The sequence below is a fragment of the Serratia ureilytica genome (assembly GCF_013375155.1).
GTDB lineage: Bacteria > Pseudomonadota > Gammaproteobacteria > Enterobacterales > Enterobacteriaceae > Serratia > Serratia ureilytica.
On record NZ_JABXOF010000009.1, the window covers coordinates 243,807 to 263,540 of the forward strand.

Here is a 19,734-nt window from a genome sequence, read left to right on the forward strand (position 1 = left end):
TGCAGTCACCCCAAAGGCGGTCATTAGACCGCCTTTTTGCATCTTAATCGTCAGAGAGAACCGTTATGAGCACCACCGATACCATCGTAGCCCAAGCCACCCCGCCGGGACGCGGCGGCGTCGGCATTCTGCGCATTTCCGGAAGCAAGGCCAAAGACGTCGCCCAGGCGTTGCTCGGCAAGCTGCCGAAGCCGCGCTACGCTGACTATCTGCCGTTCCGCGACGCTACGGGCGCCACCCTCGATCAGGGCATCGCGCTGTGGTTCCCGGGGCCGAACTCCTTTACCGGCGAAGACGTGCTGGAACTGCAGGGCCACGGCGGGCCGGTGATCCTCGATCTGCTGCTCAAGCGCGTGCTGGCGCTGCCCGACGTGCGCATCGCGCGGCCGGGCGAGTTCTCCGAGCGCGCGTTTCTCAACGACAAACTCGATCTGGCGCAGGCCGAAGCGATTGCCGATCTGATCGACGCCAGCTCCGAGCAGGCGGCGCGTTCGGCGATGAACTCGCTGCAGGGCGCGTTCTCCACCCGCATCCACCAGCTCGTGGAAGCGCTCACTCACCTGCGAATCTATGTGGAAGCGGCGATCGACTTCCCGGACGAGGAAATCGACTTCCTGTCCGACGGTAAAATCGAGGCGCAGCTCAACGACGTGATGGCGGATCTGGACAACGTGCGCGGTGAAGCGCGCCAGGGCAGCCTGCTGCGCGAAGGGATGAAGGTGGTGATCGCCGGGCGCCCCAATGCCGGCAAATCGAGCCTGCTCAATGCGCTGGCAGGACGCGAGGCGGCGATCGTCACCGATATCGCCGGCACCACCCGCGACGTTCTGCGCGAACACATCCATATCGACGGCATGCCGCTGCACATCATCGACACCGCCGGCCTGCGCGACGCCAGCGACGAAGTGGAACGCATCGGCATCGAACGTGCATGGAACGAGATCGAACAGGCCGACAGGGTGCTGTTTATGGTTGACGGCACCACCACCGCCGCCACCGAGCCGGCGGAGATCTGGCCGGAGTTTATGGCGCGCCTGCCTGGCACGCTACCTATCACCGTGGTGCGCAACAAAGCCGACATCACCGGTGAAACGCTGGGTCTGACGGAAGTGAATAACCACTCACTTATTCGCCTGTCGGCCCGCACCGGCGAAGGCGTCGATGTGCTGCGCGATCATCTTAAACAGAGCATGGGCTTCACCAGCAACATGGAAGGCGGCTTCCTGGCGCGCCGCCGCCACCTGCAGGCGCTGGAACTGGCGGCGCAGCACCTGGTGCAGGGCAAAGAACAGTTAGTGAGCGCTTACGCGGGGGAGCTGCTGGCCGAGGAACTGCGCCAGGCGCAGCTGGCCCTGAGCGAAATCACCGGCGAATTCACCTCCGACGATCTGCTGGGCCGCATCTTCTCCAGCTTCTGTATCGGCAAGTAACATCGCCAGACGCCTTCACGGCCGGGACAAGCCCTTGTTCCGGCCGTTTTTCTTTTCCGCTCTCGCTCTGCGCGCCGGCTCACAGAGCCGCCGCAGCGTCCCGCGCTATACTGGCCAGTCAGGAATCTCTCTCAGGAACGAGTCAACATGGCATTGACCCTCAGGGTACTGCTGGAAAACCGCCGCGCCGCCGGCGCCAACCCGCTATTGCAGGCCAAGGCCGGGTTAAGCCTGCTGATTGAGGATGATACGACGTCCATACTGTTCGATACCGGCCCCGACGACAGCTTTCTGCGCAATGCGGCGCTGATGGGTGTCGATCTCTCCCGTATCACCGCGACGGTGCTCTCCCACGGCCACTATGACCACTGCGGCGGCGTCGCCTGGCTGCCAGACAACAGCCGTATCATCTGCCACCCGCAGGTCGGCGATGAGCGCTATGCGGCGCTGAAGGTGCTGGGCCACACTCGGAAAATAAAAAAGCTCTCTTTGGATATCGACTACTCGCGCCACCGCATGCAATACAGCCGAGAGCCGCTGGCGATCGGCGATCGCTTTATGTGGTCAGGCGAAATCGCGGTGCCCGCACCCCGCGCCTACGGGGTGATCGCCGGGGAGAACGCAGCGGTAGATTACGTTATTGACGAAGGGGTGCTGATTTACAAATCGGATCGCGGTCTGGTGATCGTGACCGGCTGCGGGCACCGCGGGATCGTCAATATCGTGCGCCATTGCCAGCAAATCACCGGGGTCGATCGGATCCACGCCTTGATCGGCGGTTTTCATCTGCGCTGCGCTTCCCCGCGCACGCTCTGGCGCGTCCGCCGTTTTTTGCGCCAGCATCAGCCGGAAAAGATTATGGGCTGCCACTGTACCGGCGCCTGGGGCCGGCTATGGCTGCCGGAAGGGATCGCGCCGGCCACCGGCGATAGGCTGGTGCTGGATTAAGCGTGCAGCTTTACACCAACAACGTTGCGATTACCGCGATCCCGCAGCCCAGCACGACGACGCCGATCCCCTTTTGCCTGCCGTCGCCCCGTAGCAAAAAATACAGTGATGGAATGAAAAAGACGGTCATCACGATAACGGGTATCGACCAGCCCGAGATGATCTTGATAATGCTCGGGTTGATCGCGCCAATAAACGTACAGACAACGATATTCCCTGCGATGATTCTCTTTTTGCCCGCCACGCCGAAGGACGTAATGCCATCGATCACGCCGGTCAACGTGCCGATATAGGCGCCGCCGGTCAGTAAACACAGCAACAGGGCAGCGCCTAACCACGCCGTGGCGTTGCCGGTCAAACCGGCGGTATAAAACAGCGCATCTACATTGCGGCTGTTAATGATTGAGATGTCATCCAGCGTCAGCAAACGGCTGATGGCGATAACGATCATGACGATAAACGCCATGATCAGTACCTTGCCAAACAGAATACTGCGCGCCTGCGGTCGTAAGGCGCTTTTCGCAAAGCGCTGGATGCACGGGGTAAAGTTAAATGTAAAAAGAAAAATCGGCAGCAGCAGCCACGTCTGCAATGAAATGCCAGGCGGCGCCTGCACCGCCTGCTGCCCCACCGCAGGTTGTAACAGGAAAAACACCGCCAGGATCGCCACCAGTACGATAGAAACCAGTGCCATTCTGGAAATCAGGTGCTCGATTCGCTGACTAAACGCCAACCATGCCACCGACAGCGCGGCACTCAGCAACAGCGAAATGCCGCCCCTGACCCAGAATCCGTTGTGGAAAAAAGACGCGACGACGTTGACCAAGGTGATGAAATTTATCAGCACGATAATAATCATCGACAAAATAAACAGCACACAGACGATTGCCGCTGCCCGCTCGCCGATAAATGTCGATGATGCCGCCAGGAAATCTTTCTCCGGGTGCGAAATGATGAATTTGAAAAAAAGATAGTGCGCCATCATCGATACCGACATGGCGATAACGATAAACAGCATGAACACTTTCATCCCCAGCACGCCCGGCCCCACCGCCTGTGGCAAAAAGAAAATCCCGGCGCCGAATGCCGTGGAGAAGAAAGTGACAGGCCAATACAGGTGTGAGATTTTCATGATGATGCTCGACCATCATGGCTATGCGTGACGCATAGCCAGCTGGCACAAAAATGTCATTCGAAACAGGATTTGCCGAAGAAGACCAGTAAAGAAGGCAAAGTGAAGTTATCGTAAAAAGTTGCGGCCGCACGATAGCCGTTAAGCACGTTGACGCGTGAACACAGCGGAAAAACACCAATATGCGACGTGTAATTATCAAAGATTTTATTGGAGGAAATGCGATACCGAATAGCCCTGAACGTCGCAGCATTTCCCGCCGCGCAGGTCGGTTTATTTTCCTTGATGATATCGAACGCGTGTTCACCCACCGTCATCTTCACATTTCCGTCTTGGCGCTGAAAATACGCCTCTTTATCCATACGGTTTTTAATGTGGCGTTTAAAGCGATCCGCCATGTTTTTCTCACTGACATAAAATGCTTTTATATCAATGCCATGACGTTGATTCGACGCCAGAATGTAGGCGTTTATTTTTTCCGGAATAATGTACGGCGATGTCGCCATCTTCCTGAATTCGTTAGCGCCGTCTATCTCGCTGCCATCGCTTTTTTCCATATAGAAATCATTTATTTCCATCAAGAAGTCAGGCTGAACACTGAGCCGTCTGATGGATTCGGCAATGTAGTCGATGCAGAAGCGCGCGGACTTTTCCACTTCACTGCTGACAGAAAAACGATCGTCCAAATTAACCACGGTATGCCCACCGGAAATCACCACATTATCCGTCAAAAAAGACGATGCCAGCGCGATGAGGTCTTCAACGTTGTTATTTGAAACCTCATTGTTGATAACCTCAGCGATCCCATTCTGATCGGCTTTGTAGACAATAAAGCGATCTTCACCCTTCCAACCTTTTTTGCAGTTACATTTATATTCTTTAAAAACAACACGTTCAGCTGTCTTATAAAAATCGGCGCTTTGCAGCGGCATTAATTCGAGATCTGGCATACCCTTCTTCCCTATTCGTAGCCAATGACGCCAACTTTTTATAACAATAGCTAATGTAAATTTAGTGACCTGACTCTGATAATTAATAAACACCCACAATAAATAGGGTTTTTGTGGGTTTGCTCACATTTTCAAGTTCAGGTTATTTTAACCATTTTTATTATGTGGTTTTATATTTCCAACAAACGAATGCGGAGAGGTGGGCGAGTGGTTTAAGCCAGATTTAAGAAACTAACCGTTTCTTAAATCCACACGAGTCATCGTGTCGTAGGTTCGAATCCTGCTCTCTCCGCCAACTTTTTCTTATCAGGCGATATTTTATGGGTTCATTGGACGCCGTCGATTCGAAAGCGGCTGGCTTCGGAACTGATTAATTTTATGCACGACCCCGTTACGCAACGCGATTTGAGGTCTGAATAACCTTCGCCTTGCATGCCCCCATCCCCTCCTGCACAGCGCAAAAGCCAACAAATCGGATAATCCGCATAGTGTTTTTTGATGATAAATCCTCAACTTAGTCTTAATCTAACACCCCTGCGTTCTTAGCGACCCTCTGTCATGGAGTGAACAATGGCGTGTCATTTTGCCCGATGGACCCCGGCCTCCGCTGTCCTGGATACCCAGAGACTCTCCGACGAAGTGATAGCCGCCACCCGCACCTTTTCCGTTAAGCGCCGCACGCGTTACCTGCAAGGGCGCATTCTGCTCGCCGAAATGATGTTTTACCTGTACGGCCTGCCGACGCTTCCCCCTATAGCCACCACCCCGACCGGCCGCCCCTGCTTCGCCGATCATCAGCTGCCCGATTTTAGCCTCGCCTACGCCAGCAACACCGTGGGCGTGCTGCTCAGCGACGAAGGCAAAGTCGGACTGGATATCGAAGTGATGCGGGCGCGCGGCACCCGGCAAAGCGCGCTGCAACACGCGCATCAGACGCCGGCGGAAAGTGCCTGGATCGGCGCGCAGGACGATCGGCTGGAGGCGGAAACTCAGCTGTGGAGCATCCGGCAAAGCGTGCTGAAAATTTCCGGCCTGGGCAACAGCGGCCAGTCTACGCTGCGTCTGCATCCGTTCTCCGGGCACCTGCGCTCCAGCGCCACGCCGGACGTTCAGGTGATGAGCGACGCCGATGAATACCTGAGCTGGGCCTGCGCCGGCAGCCCCGGGCTGGATCGCCTGCTGTGCTGGCGCTACGAAGAGCGCCGCGGCCTGCACAAAGACGGGGAAATCTCGCCCCGCAGCCCGGCGGCGTCCTCGCGATTCGTCAAACTGACGGGCCTGAAGACGCCCGGTTAACGTGGCGCAAGGCGGATAAAGCCGTTTTTACCGCACGAATTTCTGCCGTAATTTGTAAAAACAGCTAAATGTTGAGCAATCGCCTATTCTCGACCCGAGCTTTAGCCTACTATTCGCCCATGTTGTCCGCTGAATCTGCTCATTCGAAAGGGAGAATCATCATGTCAGACCAAGCCTTAAAAATCGTCACTCTGCTCGGCAGCCTGCGCAAAGGCTCCTACAACGCCATGGTGGCCCGCGCCCTGCCAGGCCTGGCTCCGCAGGGCGTCACCATTGAAGCGCTGCCTTCCATCCGCGATATCCCGCTGTACGACGCCGACATGCAACAGGGTGAGGGTTTCCCTGCCGCGGTCGAAGCGATAGCAGAGCAGATCCGCCAGGCCGACGGCGTGATCATCGTCACCCCCGAATACAACTATTCCGTGCCCGGCGGGTTGAAAAACGCCATCGACTGGTTGTCTCGCTTGCCGAATCAACCGCTGGCCGGCAAGCCGGTGGCCATTCAAACCAGCTCGATGGGGCCCATCGGCGGCGCGCGCTGCCAGTACCACCTGCGCCAGATCCTGGTGTTCCTGGATGCGATGGTGATGAACAAGCCCGAGTTTATGGGCGGCGTGATCCAGAACAAGGTCGATGAACAGGCCGGTGAACTGAGCGATCAGGGAACGTTGGATTTCCTGACCGGCCAGCTGTCCGCGTTCAGCGATTTCATTCGCCGCGTGGAATGACGGTCTCGCGGCGCCCGCAGGGCGCCGCAACAGGACATGAAGTCCGCCAATTTATTGAAATTAAAGCCATAGCATCATGTATTTTTTCATTTTAGCGTTATTTTTCGTTTCCATCACCAGTCCCGCTTTCGCCGCAGACATGCGTTATCCCGCCGGTGAAGAGCCGCTGGAGCTGCCTGCGCACAGTGCGCTTAACGCCCAACTGTCGCGATCCGCGCAAAACCAGGAAGATAAAAAGCTGGGCGCCATGTCGCTGTACCTGACGCTGATGCGCGAAGACGGCCGCAACGTCTGGGCCCCCTACCAGTTGGCGGTATCGTCGGCGGAGAAAGGGCAAACCGAGCTGGCGGAGCGCTATCTGCAGCTGAGCGCCGATCGCGGCCTGTGGTACTACTACAATCTGCTGGAGGACGACGCCTTCAACAGCATCCAGCATTCCGCCACCTACCAATCCATTCTGGCCGCCACCAAAGCGCGCTATCTGCAGCACGCCCGCCGCTATGAAGGCAAAGCCAGCTACGCGATACCGGACGGCGAAGCGCCGCCCGAAGGTTGGCCAACGGTGATCTTCCTGCATACCTACGGCAAGGCCGCCGCCATCAGCCCCGAGGAACGGCTGCTGTTCGGCGAAATGGGCGTGGCCTATATCGAGATCAACGGCACGCAGATGTTGTCGGAAAACAGCTTCCGCTGGTCGAATTACAGCGACGAAAGCACCCAGGCCGCCCTTCAGCGTACGGTGCAACAGCTGGCTCCACAGTTAAAGCTGAACCCCCAGCGGATTTATCTCAGCGCTCGCGGCCAGGGTGCGCTGCACGCCGCCAATCTGATCGCGAAGTACCCGCAGTTTTACGCCGGCGCGCTATTGATCGCCCCCAACGGCGAGATCAAGCCGGCCCAGCAGTCGCTGGCGGCGAAAAAGAAAATCGTGATGGCGTATTACGATCGGCAGAACTTCAGCGAGCAGGCGCTGGCATTGCACTTCGCCAATCTGTTCGGAGAGGATAATCAGGTGCAGACGCTGCACTTCGCCCAAGGGGAGGATGCCGCCGGCAGTTGGCAGGCGCGCTTCAGGCGGCCATTGCAATGGGTGCTGGATCGGGCGCCGGATGCGACGCCGGGAGTCTAGGGTTTCAGGGCCGACGGACGTCGGCCCTTTGGCTGTCAATGGCCGTCGACGAAGACGATCTTCAGCACGAACAGCAGCGCCACGACCACCACGCACGGGCTGATTTCACGCCAGCGGCCGGTGCCGAGCTTCATCACGCAGTAGGAGATAAAGCCGAGCGCAATGCCTTCGGTGATCGAGAAGCTGAACGGCATCATCACCGCGGTGACAAACGCCGGTACCGCTTCGGTCAGATCGTCCCATTTCACCCGCGCCAGGCTGGAGGTCATCAGCACGCCGACGTAGATCAGCGCGCCGGCGGCGGCATACGCCGGCACCATACCCGCCAGCGGCGACAGGAAGATCACCAGCAGGAACAGCAGGCCGGTGACCACCGCCGTCAAACCGGTGCGGCCGCCCACGGCGACGCCGGATGAGCTTTCAATGTAAGCGGTTACGGAAGAAGTGCCCGCCAGCGAACCGGCCACCGAGCTGATGCTATCGACGAACAGCGCCTGCTTCATACGCGGGAACTTGCCCTGGTTGTCGGTCAAGCCGGCCTTATCGGTGACGCCGATCAGGGTGCCGGAGGAGTCGAACAGGTTCACCAACATGAACGAGAAGATGATCCCGGCCAGCCCGATGTTCAGCGCGCCGGCCACGTCGACCTGGCCCACCACCGAGGTGATGCTTGGCGGCAGGGAGAACAAGCCACCGTATTTCACATCGCCCAGCATCCAGCCGATCAGGGTAGTGACCACGATCGATACCAGCACCGCCGCGTGGAAGTTGCGCGAAGAGAGCACGGCAATGATGAAGAAGCCGAGTGCCCCCAGCAGCACATTGTGCGAGGTCAGGCTGCCAATGGTCACCAGCGTGTCCGGGTTGGCCACCACGATGCCGGCGTTTTTCAGCCCCATCATGCCGATGAACAGACCGATGCCGCTGGTGATGCCGACCCGCAGGCTGACCGGAATGTTGGCGATCATCCAGTAGCGAATGCGGAAAATGGTCAGCAGCAGCAGGCCGACCGCGCCCCAGAAGATGGCGCCCATGCCCACCTGCCAGGAGATGCCCATCGCGCCGACCACCACGAAGGCGAAGAAGGCGTTCAGGCCCATCGCCGGCGCCAACGCCACCGGCAGGTTCGCCAGCAGGCCCATAAAGATGCTGCCGAAGGCGGCAATCAAACAGGTGGTGACAAATACCGCCTGGGTATCCATGCCCGCCGCGCCCAAAATTTGCGGGTTAACGAACACGATATACACCATGGTGAGGAAAGTGGTGATACCGGCAATCGTTTCCGTACGCGCCGTCGTGCCATGTTGCTTGAGTTTAAACACGCGCCCAAGCAAGCCTTGCTCAGCGTCAAGGCCAGATACTGGTTTGGTCATTATCAGAATTCCGAAAATGGGAATGGACAGTCGCCGGCTATCCTATAACAAAAAATGGGGCTTTTGACGCCGGTCACAGGTTTTTTTCGCCGTCTTTACGGCTAAACGCGTCAACGGCTTGTATTTACAGGCATTCATTCTCCATCACAGCCCGCCGCGTTGCCGTTTGCCGACACGGCCGATAAAATGGCCTATCGCATCTCTTACCCTACCCGCTAAAAAAACAGGAACCCGCATGTCTTCGACCTTTATCGATAAGCTCGCGTTGATCGCGCTGAAAGATGACAAAGTGGCGCTGGTGCGCTCGCACAACAAGACGCTGTTTTATGTACCGGGCGGAAAGCGCGAAGCGGGTGAAACCGATGAGCAGGCGCTGTGCCGCGAAATCGACGAAGAGCTGACCGTTGCGCTGCAGCCGCAATCCATCGCGTTTTACGGCGAGTTCACCGGCCCGGCGGACGGCAAGCAGGACGGCACTCAGGTGCGCATTCGTTGCTACCAGGCCGACTTTACCGGGCAGTTGCAGCCGGCCGCCGAAATCGCCGAGCTGAAGTGGTGCGACAGCCGCGATCTGCCGCAGTGTTCACACGTCGCCGCGCTGATTTTGCACGATCTCAAGGCGCGTAGCCTGATCAAGTGATCGCTGAGCGGCCTCAGCGGCGTTAACCCGAAGGAACCTGTCCCGCATGAATCAGATTGACTGCATTTTGTTCGACTGCGACGGCACGCTGGTGGACAGCGAAGTGCTGTGCAGCAAAGCCTATGTCCATATGTTCGCCCGCTACGGCATTCATCTGTCGCTGGAAGAGGTATTCAAGAAATACAAAGGGGTGAAGCTGTACGAGATCATCGATCGGGTCAACGCCGAGCAGGGCACGGACCTGGCAAAAGAGACGCTGGAGCCGCTGTATCGGCAAGAAGTGGCGCGGCTGTTCGACAGCGAACTGCAACAGATTGCCGGCGCCCGCGAGCTGCTGGCGCAGGTGACGGTGCCAGTCTGCACCGTCTCCAACGGGCCGGTCAGCAAGATGCAGCACTCGCTCGGCCTGACCGGCATGCTGCCTTATTTTGATGACCGGTTGTTCAGCGGCTATGACATTCAGCGCTGGAAGCCGGACCCGGCGATCGTGTTTCACGCCGCCGAACAGATGCAGGTGCCGGTGACGCGCTGCATCCTGGTGGACGATTCGCCCGCCGGCGCGCAGGCCGGCATCAATGCCGGCATCCCGGTCTTTTACTTCTGCGCCGATCCGCATAACCCGCCGATCGACCACCCGCTGGTGACAACGTTTGACGACCTGGCTCAATTGCCCGCGCTGTGGCGCGAACGCGGCTGGCGGCTGACGGCCGATTAACTGGCCGGCAACGGCGGCTTGTTGCGCCACCAGCGCCAGGAGCGCTTCAGGCCGCGGGTTTGCGCGCCGAAGCGGCGGTTGACCGCGTTGGCCAGCAGATCGAGCGCCAGGCAGAACACGAAATAGACCAGCGCCACGAACAGGAAGACTTCCATCGGGTAGACCATGCTGCGGTTGTTGACCTGGGTCGCCAGGAAGGTCAGTTCGCCAACGCCGACGATATAAGCCAACGAGGTGTCTTTGATCAGAGAAATCCACTGATTGATGAACGACGGCACCATCATGCGCAGCGCCTGCGGCAGCACGATCATGCGCAGCGTCTGCCAGCGGGTCAGCCCCAGAGAAAGCCCGGCCTGCCACTGGCCAGGGCCGATCGCGGCGATGCCGGCTTTCACCGCATGGGCCAGATAGGCCGAGGCGATCAGCGCCAGCGCGCACACGACGGTGGTGATTTCCGGGATCTCGACGCCAAACACCATCGGCAACAGGAAATAGGTCCAGAAGATCAGCATGATGACCGGAATGGCGCGGAAAAAGCCCAACACCGCCGCCAGCAGCCCGGCGGCGATGCCGCGCGACATCGCCAGCGCCACGCCGAGTAGGGTGCCGAGCACCGCCGAGGCGACCCCGGCCATCAGGCTTATCGCCAACGTCAGCGCCGCGCCGCCCAGCGGCCCATCCGGCCAGGTGCCCCACAGCAGGTAGCCCAGGTTGTCGTGAATCACGCTGAAATCCATCTCAATGCCCTCCCAGCGGTTTACGCTGTTGTCGCCACATGCCCCAGCCTTCCAGCAGCGCGATGATGGCGATATACAGTACCGTCGCCACGCCGAACGCCTGGAAAGTGCGCAGGGTTTCGGTTTCGACCTGACGCGAGGCGTAAGAGAGTTCGGCCACGCCGATCGCCATGGTCAACGACGAGTTCTTGATCACGTTCATGTATTGGCCCAGCAGCGGCGGCAGCGCGATTTTCAGCGCCTGCGGCAGCACCACATAGCGCATCGCCTGCCAGCCGGTCAGCCCCAGCGCCTGAGCGGCATATTTCTGCCCGCCGGCGACGCCGCGAATGCCGGAGCGGATCTCTTCGGCGATAAAGGCGGTGGAGTACAGCGTCAGGCCGAAGAAACCGGCGAGAAACTCGAACGACGGCCACTCAAGCGGGCCAACCTGATGGGCGCTGTTCAGCCACTGCATGGCGGCGGACGGCAGGATCTGCCCGGCGGCGAAGTACCAGAAGAACAGCTGCACCAGCAGCGGCGTATTGCGAAACAGCGAGCTGTACCCCATCGCCAGCCAGCGCAACGGCCGCAGGCTGCTGTCGCGCATCGCCGCCAGCACAAAGCCCAGCAGCGTAGCCGCCAGCCCCGCACAGGCGGAAAGCCACAGCGTCAGCAGAAAACCGTGCCACAGCCAGCTCAGGTATTGCGGCGCCAGCAGCCAGTCCAGGTTCATGTTCAATCCTTGTCTTGCAGAATGCATCAGGGGCGCAGCAAGCTGCGCCCCTCCGTGCCTATCTCACCGCAAGCGGTTAAGTCAGGCTTTTGGTTGCTGATCCAAAGGCGCGATTTTGAAATCGCCGCGCGGTTGAGCGGATTTGGTTTCCGGCCCGAACCAGCGATCGTAAATCTTAACCGCTTCGCCGTCTTTTTCCAGCTTGATCAGCGTCTCGTTCACCGCGGCGGTCAGGCGATCTTCACCCTTGGGAATGCCGACGCCCTGATACTCTTTGGTCAGGCTGAACGGCGAAATTTCAAACTCCGCCTTTTGCGCCGCCGGCAGGTTGCCGAGCAGGCCGACCAGCTTGGCGTCGTCCTGAGTGATCGCCTGCACGTTGCCGTTACGCAGCGCCACGAACGCCAGCGGGGTATCATCGTAGGAGATCACTTTCGCCGTCGGGAAACGCTCGCGCAGGGTGATTTCCTGCACCGTGCCCTTATCCGCGCCGATGCGCAGCTTCTTGATGTCTTCCGGCGTTTTCAACACGCCTTTGCGGGCGATGAATTTCTGGCCAGTGGCGAAGTACGGCACGCTGAAGTTCACTTCCTTGGCGCGCTCGTCGGTAATGGTGAAGTTGGCGGCAATCAGGTCAACCTTCTTCGACACCAGCAGCGGAATGCGGTTGGCCGGGTTGGTGGCGCGCAGCTCCACTTTCACCCCCAGCGCTTTGCCGATCGCGTCGGCGACATCCACATCGTAGCCCACCAGCTTCTTGCTCTGCGGATCGATGTAGCCGAACGGCGGGTTGCTGTCGAACACCGCGATGCGCACCACGCCGGCTTGCTTGATATCGTCAAGTTTGTCCGCGTGCGCGGCGCCGGCGGCGAAACCGGTCAGACTGGCTAACAACGTTAAGGCCAAAGCGCGATGTTTCATAGAAAGCTCCTAAGTGGTTGATGTCCTGCTGGCGGATAAGCTAGCAAGCGCCACATAGGTCAGGAAATAATATAAAAAGCTATATTTATAACCTTTTTATCTTTACGCGCTTAAGATGGAATAAAGGCGCGGGAAACCGCGCCTTGGAAGGATATTACCCGGAAAGGGTTAGTCGTCTTTTTCGTCTTTACCGCCCGGAGACAGCAGCTTTTCCAGGGCGTCGCCGCCCAAATGACGGAAATCCTGTCCTTTGACGAAATAGAAGATAAATTCGCAGATGTTCTGGCAGCGATCGCCGATACGCTCGATAGAACGGGCGCAGAACAGCGCGGTCAGCACGCTCGGAATGGTGCGCGAATCTTCCATCATGTAAGTCATCAGCTGACGTACGATGCCTTCGTATTCCTGGTCGACCTTTTTATCTTCACGGTAAATACGGATCGCTTCGTCCAGATCCATGCGCGCGAACGCGTCCAGCACGTCGTGCAGCATCTGCACGGTGTGGCGCCCCAGCGACTCCAGGCTGACCAGCAGCGGCTGGTGCTGGTGCGAGAACTTCTCCAGCGCGGTGCGGCAGATCTTGTCCGCCACGTCGCCGATGCGTTCCAGCTCGGAAATGGTTTTGATGATCGCCATCACCAGACGCAGATCGCTGGCGGTCGGCTGGCGCTTGGCGATAATGCGCACGCAGGCTTCGTCGATCGCCACTTCCATCATGTTGACCTTGGCGTCGCCTTCGATCACGCGCTTGGCCAGCTCGCCATCCTGATTGTGCATCGCGGTGATGGCGTCGGTCAGCTGCTGCTCCACCAGCCCGCCCATGGTCAGCACCTGGGTGCGGATATGCTCGAGCTCTGCGTTGAACTGGCCGGAAATGTGTTTGTTTAAATTCAGGTTATCCATGATGCTTCCTATCAACCATAACGGCCAGTGATGTAGTCTTCAGTCTGCTTTTTCTGCGGCGCAGTGAACAGGTTATCAGTATCACTGAACTCGATCAGCTCGCCCAGATACATAAATGCGGTAGAGTCGGAGCAGCGCGCCGCCTGCTGCATGTTGTGCGTCACGATCACCACGGTGTAATCAGCCTTCAGCTCGCTGATCAGCTCTTCAATCTTGCCGGTGGAGATCGGATCCAGCGCCGAGCAAGGCTCATCCAGCAACAACACTTCCGGACGAATGGCGATGCCGCGGGCGATGCACAGACGCTGCTGCTGGCCGCCGGAGAGGCTGTAGCCGCTCTGGTGCAGCTTGTCCTTGGTTTCGTTCCACAGCGCCGCTTTGGTCAGCGCCCACTGCACGCGCTCGTCCATATCGGCGCGCGACAGCTTTTCAAACAGGCGAACGCCGAAGGCGATGTTGTCGTAAATCGACATCGGGAACGGCGTCGGCTTTTGGAACACCATGCCGACCTTGGCGCGCAGCAGCGCGATATCCGAGTTGTCGGTCAGGATGTTCTGGCCGTCCAGCAGGATGCCGCCTTCCGCACGCTGTTCCGGGTACAGCTGGTACATCTTGTTGAAGGTGCGCAGCAGGGTGGACTTGCCACAGCCGGATGGGCCGATAAACGCGGTGACCTTGTTCTTGGCGATATCCAGCGTGATGTTCTTCAGCGCATGGAATTTGCCGTAGTAGAAGTTCAGATCGCGTACCTGAATTTTGCTGCTGGAAGCGTCAGTAACCATACTCATCAAGACTTCTCTCTTTTCATCAGCGCCGCCAAAGCGGCGCTCAAAATTTTATGAATGCTTTTTCTTGGCGAAAATCACGCGCGCCAGGATATTCAGTAACAGTACGCACAGGGTGATCAACAGCACCCCGGCCCAGGCCAGCTGTTGCCATTCGGCGAACGGGCTCATGGCGAATTTGAAGATGGTCACCGGCAGGTTGGCGATCGGCTGCATCAGGTCGGTGCTCCAGAACTGGTTCGACAGCGAGGTGAACAGCAGCGGCGCCGTTTCCCCCGCAATGCGCGCAATCGCCAGCAGCACGCCGGTGATGATGCCGGACACCGACGCCTTCAGCGTGATGGCGGAAATCATGCGCCATTTCGGCGTGCCCAGCGCATAAGCGGCCTCGCGCAGCGTATCCGGCACCAGTTTCAGCATGTTCTCTGTGGTGCGAATGACGATCGGCACCTGCAGCAGCGCCAGCGCCACGATGCCAGCCCAACCGGAGAAGTGTTCCATCTTCGCCACCACAATGGTGTAAACGAACAGGCCCACCACGATCGACGGTGCGGACAACAGAATATCGTTGATAAAGCGGATCACTTCCGCCAACCAGGATTTACGTCCGTATTCCGCCAGGTAAATACCGGCCATGATGCCCAGCGGCGTGCCGAAAATGGTCGCCCACAGGATCAACAGGCCGCTGCCGGCGATGGCGTTGGCCAAGCCGCCGCCCGCGGTGTTCGGCGGCGGGGTCATCTCGGTGAACAGCGCCAGCGACATGCCGTCGAAGCCTTTGGTCACGGTGGCGATAAGGATCCAGATCAGCCAGAACAGCCCGAACGCCATGGTCGCCATCGACAGGAACAGCGCGAGGCGGTTTTTCTGCCGGCGCCAGGCCTGCATTTTGCGGCGGCTTTCCGCCAGAACGACTGCGTTTTGCATATCCATCGTCGCCATGTTAACGCCCCTCATTCTTGGCCAGACGCATGATCATCAGTTTCGACAGCGCCAGCACGATAAAGGTGATAACAAACAGAATCAGGCCCAGCTCCATCAGTGCGGCGGTGTGCACGCCGGATTCGGCTTCGGCGAATTCGTTGGCCAGCGCCGAGGTGATGCTGTTGCCCGGCATGTACAGCGAAGCGCTGTCGAGCTGGTAGGTGTTGCCGATGATAAAGGTTACCGCCATGGTCTCCCCCAGCGCTCGGCCCAGACCCAGCATCACGCCGCCGATGACGCCGTTTTTGGTGAACGGCAGCACGATGCGCCAGATGACTTCCCAGGTGGTGCAGCCGATGCCGTAGGCCGACTCTTTCATCATCACCGGGGTCTGTTCGAACACGTCGCGCATCACTGCGGCGATGTAAGGAATGATCATGATAGCCAGGATCACCCCGGCGGCCAGAATGCCGATGCCGAAGGCCGGGCCGGAGAACAGCTCGCCGACGATAGGAATGCCCGACAGCACTTCGCCCACCGGCGTCTGGAAATATTCGGCGAACAGCGGGGCGAACACGAACAGGCCCCACATGCCGTAGACGATGCTCGGGATGGCCGCCAGCAGCTCAATGGCGATGCCCAGCGGCCGCTTCAACCAGTTCGGCGCCAGTTCGGTCAGGAACAGCGCGATGCCGAAACTCACCGGCACGGCGATAATCAGCGCGATGAGCGAGGTGACCACGGTGCCGTAGATAGGCACCAGCGCGCCGAACTGCTCCGCCGGCGCATCCCACTCTTTGGTCCACAGGAAGGCGAAGCCGAATTTCTGCATGCTTGGCCAGGAGGCGAAGATCAGCGAAACGATGATGCCGCCCAGCAACAATAGGGTAATCAGCGCAGCCAGTCTCACCAGCGCGCTGAAAATGATGTCACCGTTTTTGCCCGGTGCTTTGATGGTCGGCTTGTACTCAGCCATAGATTACTCTCTGTTTGAACCCTGGCAGCCCCAACCGGGATCGGAGCCTGAAGAACTGTGTGGGGCGCGGCGAACCCGCGCCCCTGCGTTGTTAGTACAGCGCTTTACCTGAACTGTCTTTTACGTTGGTTTTCCAGGCCGCACGCACCTGCTCAACCACTTCTTTCGGCAGGGTGGCGTAATCCAGTTCGTTAGCCTGCTTGCCGCCGGTTTTGTAGGCCCAGTCGAAGAACTTCAGCACTTCGGCGCCCTGAGCAGGGTTTTTCTGCTCTTTATGCACCAGGATGAAGGTGGTGGAGGTGATTGGCCACACGTTGTCGCCTTTCTGGTCAGTCAGATCCTGAGCGAAGGTTTTGCTCCAATCCGCACCCTTGGCGGCGTTGCTGAAGCTCTCTTCGGTCGGGCTGACCGGTTTGCCGTCGGCGGACACCAGCTTGGTGTAAGCCAGGTTGTTCTGCTTGGCGTAAGCGTATTCTACGTAGCCGATAGAGCCAGGCAGACGCTGAACGAAGGCGGCGATGCCGTCGTTGCCTTTGCCGCCCAGACCGGTCGGCCAGTTAACGGTAGAACCGGCGCCGATCTTCTCTTTCCACTGCGCGTTCACCTTGGACAGGTAGCTGGTAAACACGAACGAGGTGCCGGAACCGTCGGCGCGGCGCACCACGGCAATGTTCTGGTCAGGCAGTTTCACGCCTGGGTTCAGCTTGGTGATAGCCGGATCGTTCCACTTTTTGACGTTGCCCAGGTAGATATCGCCCAGGGTTTTACCGTCCAGCGTCAGTTCGCCGGATTTGATGCCCGGGATATTCACAGCCAGCACCACGCCGCCGATCACGGTCGGGAACTGGAACAGGCCATCGGCCGCCAGTTTGTCGTCAGACAGCGGGGCGTCGGAAGCGCCAAAGTCAACGGTGTTGGCCACGATTTGCTTCACGCCGCCAGAGGAGCCGATGCCCTGATAGTTAACTTTGTTGCCGGTTTCTTTCTGATAAGAATCTGCCCACTTGGCGTAAACCGGAGCGGGGAATGTCGCACCTGCACCGGTCAGGCTGGCAGCAGCGAACGCGGACACGGCGGTCAGGGAGAAGGTCGCTGCCACAATACTGGCGACGGTGGTACGCATCAGTTTCATAATCCCTCCTAATGGGATACTTAAAATCGACGTCGAGTCGTTTTAATCAGAGTAAGTATTGCTGCAGGAGGGAAAATAGGACAGTTTGGTGACAGAAAAATGTACGCAATATGACAGTTATATTACAGTGCATTTGAATGGGGTTTGTTTATTTAAAAATCAATCAATTAACTCAAAAATAGCGCAATTGCCAAACAACAAAAAAACCGTTTGGGCACGGCCTATCCGCTTGAATATGACAATGTTTATCGCCGAATCGGTCGCGCTGTCATCTTTAAGGTCACTCATGAAAAAAGCCGGCGCGAAGGCCGGCTTTTGCAGTTTACCTGCGGCAAATTACTCTACGGTGACAGACTTCGCCAGGTTGCGCGGCTGGTCAACGTCGGTGCCTTTGATCAGCGCCACATGGTAAGACAGCAGCTGCAACGGCACGGTGTAGAAGATCGGCGCCACGATTTCCTCAACGTGCGGCAGAGGAATGATGGTCATGCCTTCGCTGCTGACGAAGCCGGCGTCCTGATCGGCGAACACGTACAGCTGACCGCCGCGCGCGCGCACTTCTTCAATGTTGGACTTCAGCTTTTCCAGCAGTTCGTTGTTCGGCGCCACCACGATCACCGGCATATCGGCGTCGATCAGCGCCAGCGGGCCGTGTTTCAACTCACCCGCCGCATAAGCTTCAGCGTGAATATAGGAGATCTCTTTCAGCTTCAGCGCCCCTTCCATGGCGATCGGGTACTGATCGCCGCGGCCGAGGAACAGCGCATGATGTTTGTCCGAGAAACCTTCCGCCAGCGCTTCGATCTCTTTATCCATCGACAGCATCTGCTCAATACGCGCCGGCAGCGCCTGCAGGCCGTGCACAATCTCCTGCTCCACGCTTTCCGCCATGCCTTTCAGACGGCCCAGGCGCGCCACCAGCATCAACAGCACGGTGAGCTGCGTGGTAAAGGCTTTGGTCGAAGCAACGCCGATTTCCGTGCCCGCTTTGGTCATCAACGCCAGATCGGATTCGCGCACCAGCGAAGACCCCGCAACGTTACAAACGGCCAGCGAACCGAGATAACCCAGCTCTTTGGACAGACGCAGCGCCGCTAACGTGTCGGCGGTTTCGCCGGACTGCGACAGGGTGATGATCAGGCTGCCCGGACGCACCGCCGATTTGCGGTAACGGAATTCGGACGCGATCTCGACATCGCACGGCACGCCGGCCAGCGCTTCAAACCAGTAACGCGCCACCATCCCGGAGTGGTAAGAAGTCCCACAGGCGATGATCTGCACGTGCTGCACCTTGGCCAGCAGCTCGTCGGCGTGCGGGCCCAGCTCGCTCAGGTTGATTTGGCCATGACTGAAACGCCCTTCCAGGGTGTTTTTCAGCGCCAGCGGCTGTTCGTAAATCTCTTTTTGCATGTAGTGGCGGTAAGCGCCCTTGTCGCCGGCGTCATACTGCACCTGGGACTCGATCTCAGGGCGCTCGATGGCGTTACCCTGCTTGTCGAAGATGTTGACGGTGCGGCGAGTCACCTCCACCACATCGCCTTCTTCCAGGAAGATGAAGCGGCGGGTGACCGGCAGCAACGCCAGCTGATCGGAAGCGATGAAGTTTTCCCCGACGCCGCGACCGATAACCAGCGGGCTGCCGGAGCGCGCCGCGACCAATACGCTCGGATCGCGGCTGTCCATCACCACGGTGCCGTAAGCGCCGCGCAGCTGTGGGATCACGCGCTGAACCACTTCGAGCAGCGTACCGCCCTGCAGCTGTTCCCAGTGCACCAGGTGCGCGATCACTTCGGTGTCGGTTTCAGAGTTGAAGCGGTAACCGCGTTCGATCAGCAGTTCGCGCAGCGGCTCGTGGTTTTCGATGATGCCGTTATGCACCACGGTAATGTAGTCGGAAACATGCGGGTGCGCGTTCGCTTCGGTCGGTTCACCGTGCGTTGCCCAACGGGTGTGAGCGATGCCGGTGCCGCCGTGCAGATCGGTCTGCTCCGCCGCTTCGGCCAGTTTTTGCACCTTGCCTACGCGACGCAGGCGACTGACGTTGCCTTGATCGTCGACCACCGCCAGACCGGCGGAGTCGTAACCGCGGTACTCAAGACGACGTAAACCTTCCAGCAGAATTTCTGCGATATCACGTTGCGCTACTGCGCCTACAATTCCACACATTCGGTTATATTCCTAATGAACGCCTTTTATGGGCGTTTTCGATGCCTTGACCTGATTTTTGCCGGTTTTACCGTGCGTCCCCCGAGCCTGTAGATGGTGGGGGTTATTATGTTTTGTATTGGGCTCGTGAATGG

The 19,734-nt window shown here is 58.6% G+C and carries 20 protein-coding genes and 1 pseudogene; 9 read left to right on the forward strand and 12 right to left on the reverse strand.

The window, feature by feature from the left end:
- Positions 1–65: 65 nt before the first annotated feature.
- Both mnmE and HWW83_RS17925 read left to right on the forward strand, forming a co-directional pair.
- Positions 66–1,430 (forward strand): tRNA uridine-5-carboxymethylaminomethyl(34) synthesis GTPase MnmE, encoded by a 1,365-nt coding sequence (mnmE, locus tag HWW83_RS17920; protein WP_004933873.1) that lies wholly within the window; start codon positions 66–68, stop codon positions 1,428–1,430.
- Positions 1,431–1,577: 147 nt separating this feature from the next.
- A complete protein-coding gene (locus HWW83_RS17925; protein WP_069101018.1) occupies positions 1,578–2,378 on the forward strand; it encodes an MBL fold metallo-hydrolase in 801 nt (266 codons plus the stop codon).
- 10 nt (positions 2,379–2,388) lie between these two features.
- Here the strand turns inward: HWW83_RS17925 and HWW83_RS17930 are convergent, their stop codons facing one another.
- Positions 2,389–3,396 carry an amino acid permease gene (locus tag HWW83_RS17930; RefSeq protein ID WP_230358662.1) on the reverse strand — a complete coding sequence of 336 codons (1,008 nt, stop codon included), beginning with the start codon at positions 3,394–3,396 and terminating at the stop codon, positions 2,389–2,391.
- Between HWW83_RS17930 and HWW83_RS25730 the strand changes: the two genes are divergently transcribed.
- Positions 3,395–3,541 carry a hypothetical protein gene (locus tag HWW83_RS25730; RefSeq protein WP_226772979.1) on the forward strand — a complete coding sequence of 49 codons (147 nt, stop codon included), beginning with the start codon at positions 3,395–3,397 and terminating at the stop codon, positions 3,539–3,541. The genes HWW83_RS17930 and HWW83_RS25730 overlap by 2 nt on opposite strands.
- Before the next feature lie 25 nt (positions 3,542–3,566).
- On the opposite strand, the gene HWW83_RS17935 is transcribed toward HWW83_RS25730, so the two are convergent.
- Complete coding sequence (locus HWW83_RS17935) at positions 3,567–4,460, reverse strand: hypothetical protein (RefSeq protein ID WP_176589461.1); 894 nt, start codon at positions 4,458–4,460, stop codon at positions 3,567–3,569.
- Positions 4,461–4,653: 193 nt separating this feature from the next.
- Between HWW83_RS17935 and HWW83_RS17940 the strand changes: the two are divergent.
- The 4 genes and pseudogenes from HWW83_RS17940 to HWW83_RS17955 all read left to right on the forward strand — a co-directional run bounded on the left by HWW83_RS17940 (position 4,654) and on the right by HWW83_RS17955 (position 7,613).
- Positions 4,654–4,755, forward strand: a pseudogene (locus HWW83_RS17940).
- A gap of 275 nt (positions 4,756–5,030) precedes the next feature.
- A complete protein-coding gene (locus HWW83_RS17945) occupies positions 5,031–5,756 on the forward strand; it encodes a 4'-phosphopantetheinyl transferase family protein (protein WP_033645147.1) in 726 nt (241 codons plus the stop codon).
- Positions 5,757–5,917: 161 nt separating this feature from the next.
- Positions 5,918–6,484: an NADPH-dependent FMN reductase gene (locus tag HWW83_RS17950; RefSeq protein ID WP_033645148.1), complete on the forward strand. Its 567-nt coding sequence runs from the start codon at positions 5,918–5,920 to the stop codon at positions 6,482–6,484.
- 76 nt (positions 6,485–6,560) lie between these two features.
- Positions 6,561–7,613: an alpha/beta hydrolase gene (locus HWW83_RS17955; RefSeq protein WP_033645149.1), complete on the forward strand. Its 1,053-nt coding sequence runs from the start codon at positions 6,561–6,563 to the stop codon at positions 7,611–7,613.
- A 35-nt stretch (positions 7,614–7,648) separates the two neighbouring features.
- Here HWW83_RS17955 and HWW83_RS17960 read toward each other — a convergent pair whose 3' ends face one another.
- Entirely contained in the window at positions 7,649–8,986 is a 1,338-nt protein-coding gene (locus tag HWW83_RS17960; RefSeq protein WP_176589462.1) for an NCS2 family permease, read from the reverse strand.
- Between the two features lie 235 nt (positions 8,987–9,221).
- On the opposite strand from HWW83_RS17960, the gene HWW83_RS17965 reads away from it, so the two are divergent.
- Positions 9,222–9,626, forward strand: a complete 405-nt coding sequence (locus tag HWW83_RS17965) for an NUDIX hydrolase (RefSeq protein ID WP_033645151.1) — start codon at positions 9,222–9,224, stop codon at positions 9,624–9,626.
- Between the two features lie 46 nt (positions 9,627–9,672).
- Entirely contained in the window at positions 9,673–10,341 is a 669-nt protein-coding gene (gene yieH / locus HWW83_RS17970) for a 6-phosphogluconate phosphatase (protein ID WP_004933845.1), read from the forward strand.
- Here the strand turns inward: yieH and HWW83_RS17975 are convergent.
- From HWW83_RS17975 to glmS, 9 genes are all read right to left on the reverse strand, one after another.
- Positions 10,338–11,078: an amino acid ABC transporter permease gene (locus tag HWW83_RS17975; RefSeq protein ID WP_033645153.1), complete on the reverse strand. Its 741-nt coding sequence runs from the start codon at positions 11,076–11,078 to the stop codon at positions 10,338–10,340. The genes yieH and HWW83_RS17975 overlap by 4 nt on opposite strands.
- A gap of 1 nt (position 11,079) precedes the next feature.
- Complete coding sequence (locus HWW83_RS17980) at positions 11,080–11,793, reverse strand: amino acid ABC transporter permease (protein WP_033645154.1); 714 nt, start codon at positions 11,791–11,793, stop codon at positions 11,080–11,082.
- A gap of 81 nt (positions 11,794–11,874) precedes the next feature.
- On the reverse strand, positions 11,875–12,714 hold the full coding sequence (locus tag HWW83_RS17985; RefSeq protein ID WP_025304747.1) for an ABC transporter substrate-binding protein: 840 nt from the start codon (positions 12,712–12,714) through the stop codon (positions 11,875–11,877).
- 168 nt (positions 12,715–12,882) lie between these two features.
- Positions 12,883–13,617: a phosphate signaling complex protein PhoU gene (gene phoU, locus HWW83_RS17990; protein WP_004933833.1), complete on the reverse strand. Its 735-nt coding sequence runs from the start codon at positions 13,615–13,617 to the stop codon at positions 12,883–12,885.
- A gap of 11 nt (positions 13,618–13,628) precedes the next feature.
- Positions 13,629–14,399 (reverse strand): phosphate ABC transporter ATP-binding protein PstB, encoded by a 771-nt coding sequence (pstB, locus tag HWW83_RS17995; RefSeq protein WP_016929614.1) that lies wholly within the window; start codon positions 14,397–14,399, stop codon positions 13,629–13,631.
- 54 nt (positions 14,400–14,453) lie between these two features.
- The gene (gene pstA / locus HWW83_RS18000) at positions 14,454–15,344 is read right to left on the reverse strand and encodes a phosphate ABC transporter permease PstA (protein WP_019455481.1); all 891 of its coding nucleotides are present in this window, start codon (positions 15,342–15,344) and stop codon (positions 14,454–14,456) included.
- A 1-nt stretch (position 15,345) separates the two neighbouring features.
- Positions 15,346–16,302 carry a phosphate ABC transporter permease PstC gene (pstC, locus tag HWW83_RS18005; RefSeq protein WP_004933822.1) on the reverse strand — a complete coding sequence of 319 codons (957 nt, stop codon included), beginning with the start codon at positions 16,300–16,302 and terminating at the stop codon, positions 15,346–15,348.
- Between the two features lie 91 nt (positions 16,303–16,393).
- Positions 16,394–17,434 carry a phosphate ABC transporter substrate-binding protein PstS gene (gene pstS / locus HWW83_RS18010; RefSeq protein ID WP_033645155.1) on the reverse strand — a complete coding sequence of 347 codons (1,041 nt, stop codon included), beginning with the start codon at positions 17,432–17,434 and terminating at the stop codon, positions 16,394–16,396.
- A gap of 336 nt (positions 17,435–17,770) precedes the next feature.
- Positions 17,771–19,600: a glutamine--fructose-6-phosphate transaminase (isomerizing) gene (gene glmS / locus HWW83_RS18015; protein ID WP_089197565.1), complete on the reverse strand. Its 1,830-nt coding sequence runs from the start codon at positions 19,598–19,600 to the stop codon at positions 17,771–17,773.
- Positions 19,601–19,734: the final 134 nt, after the last annotated feature.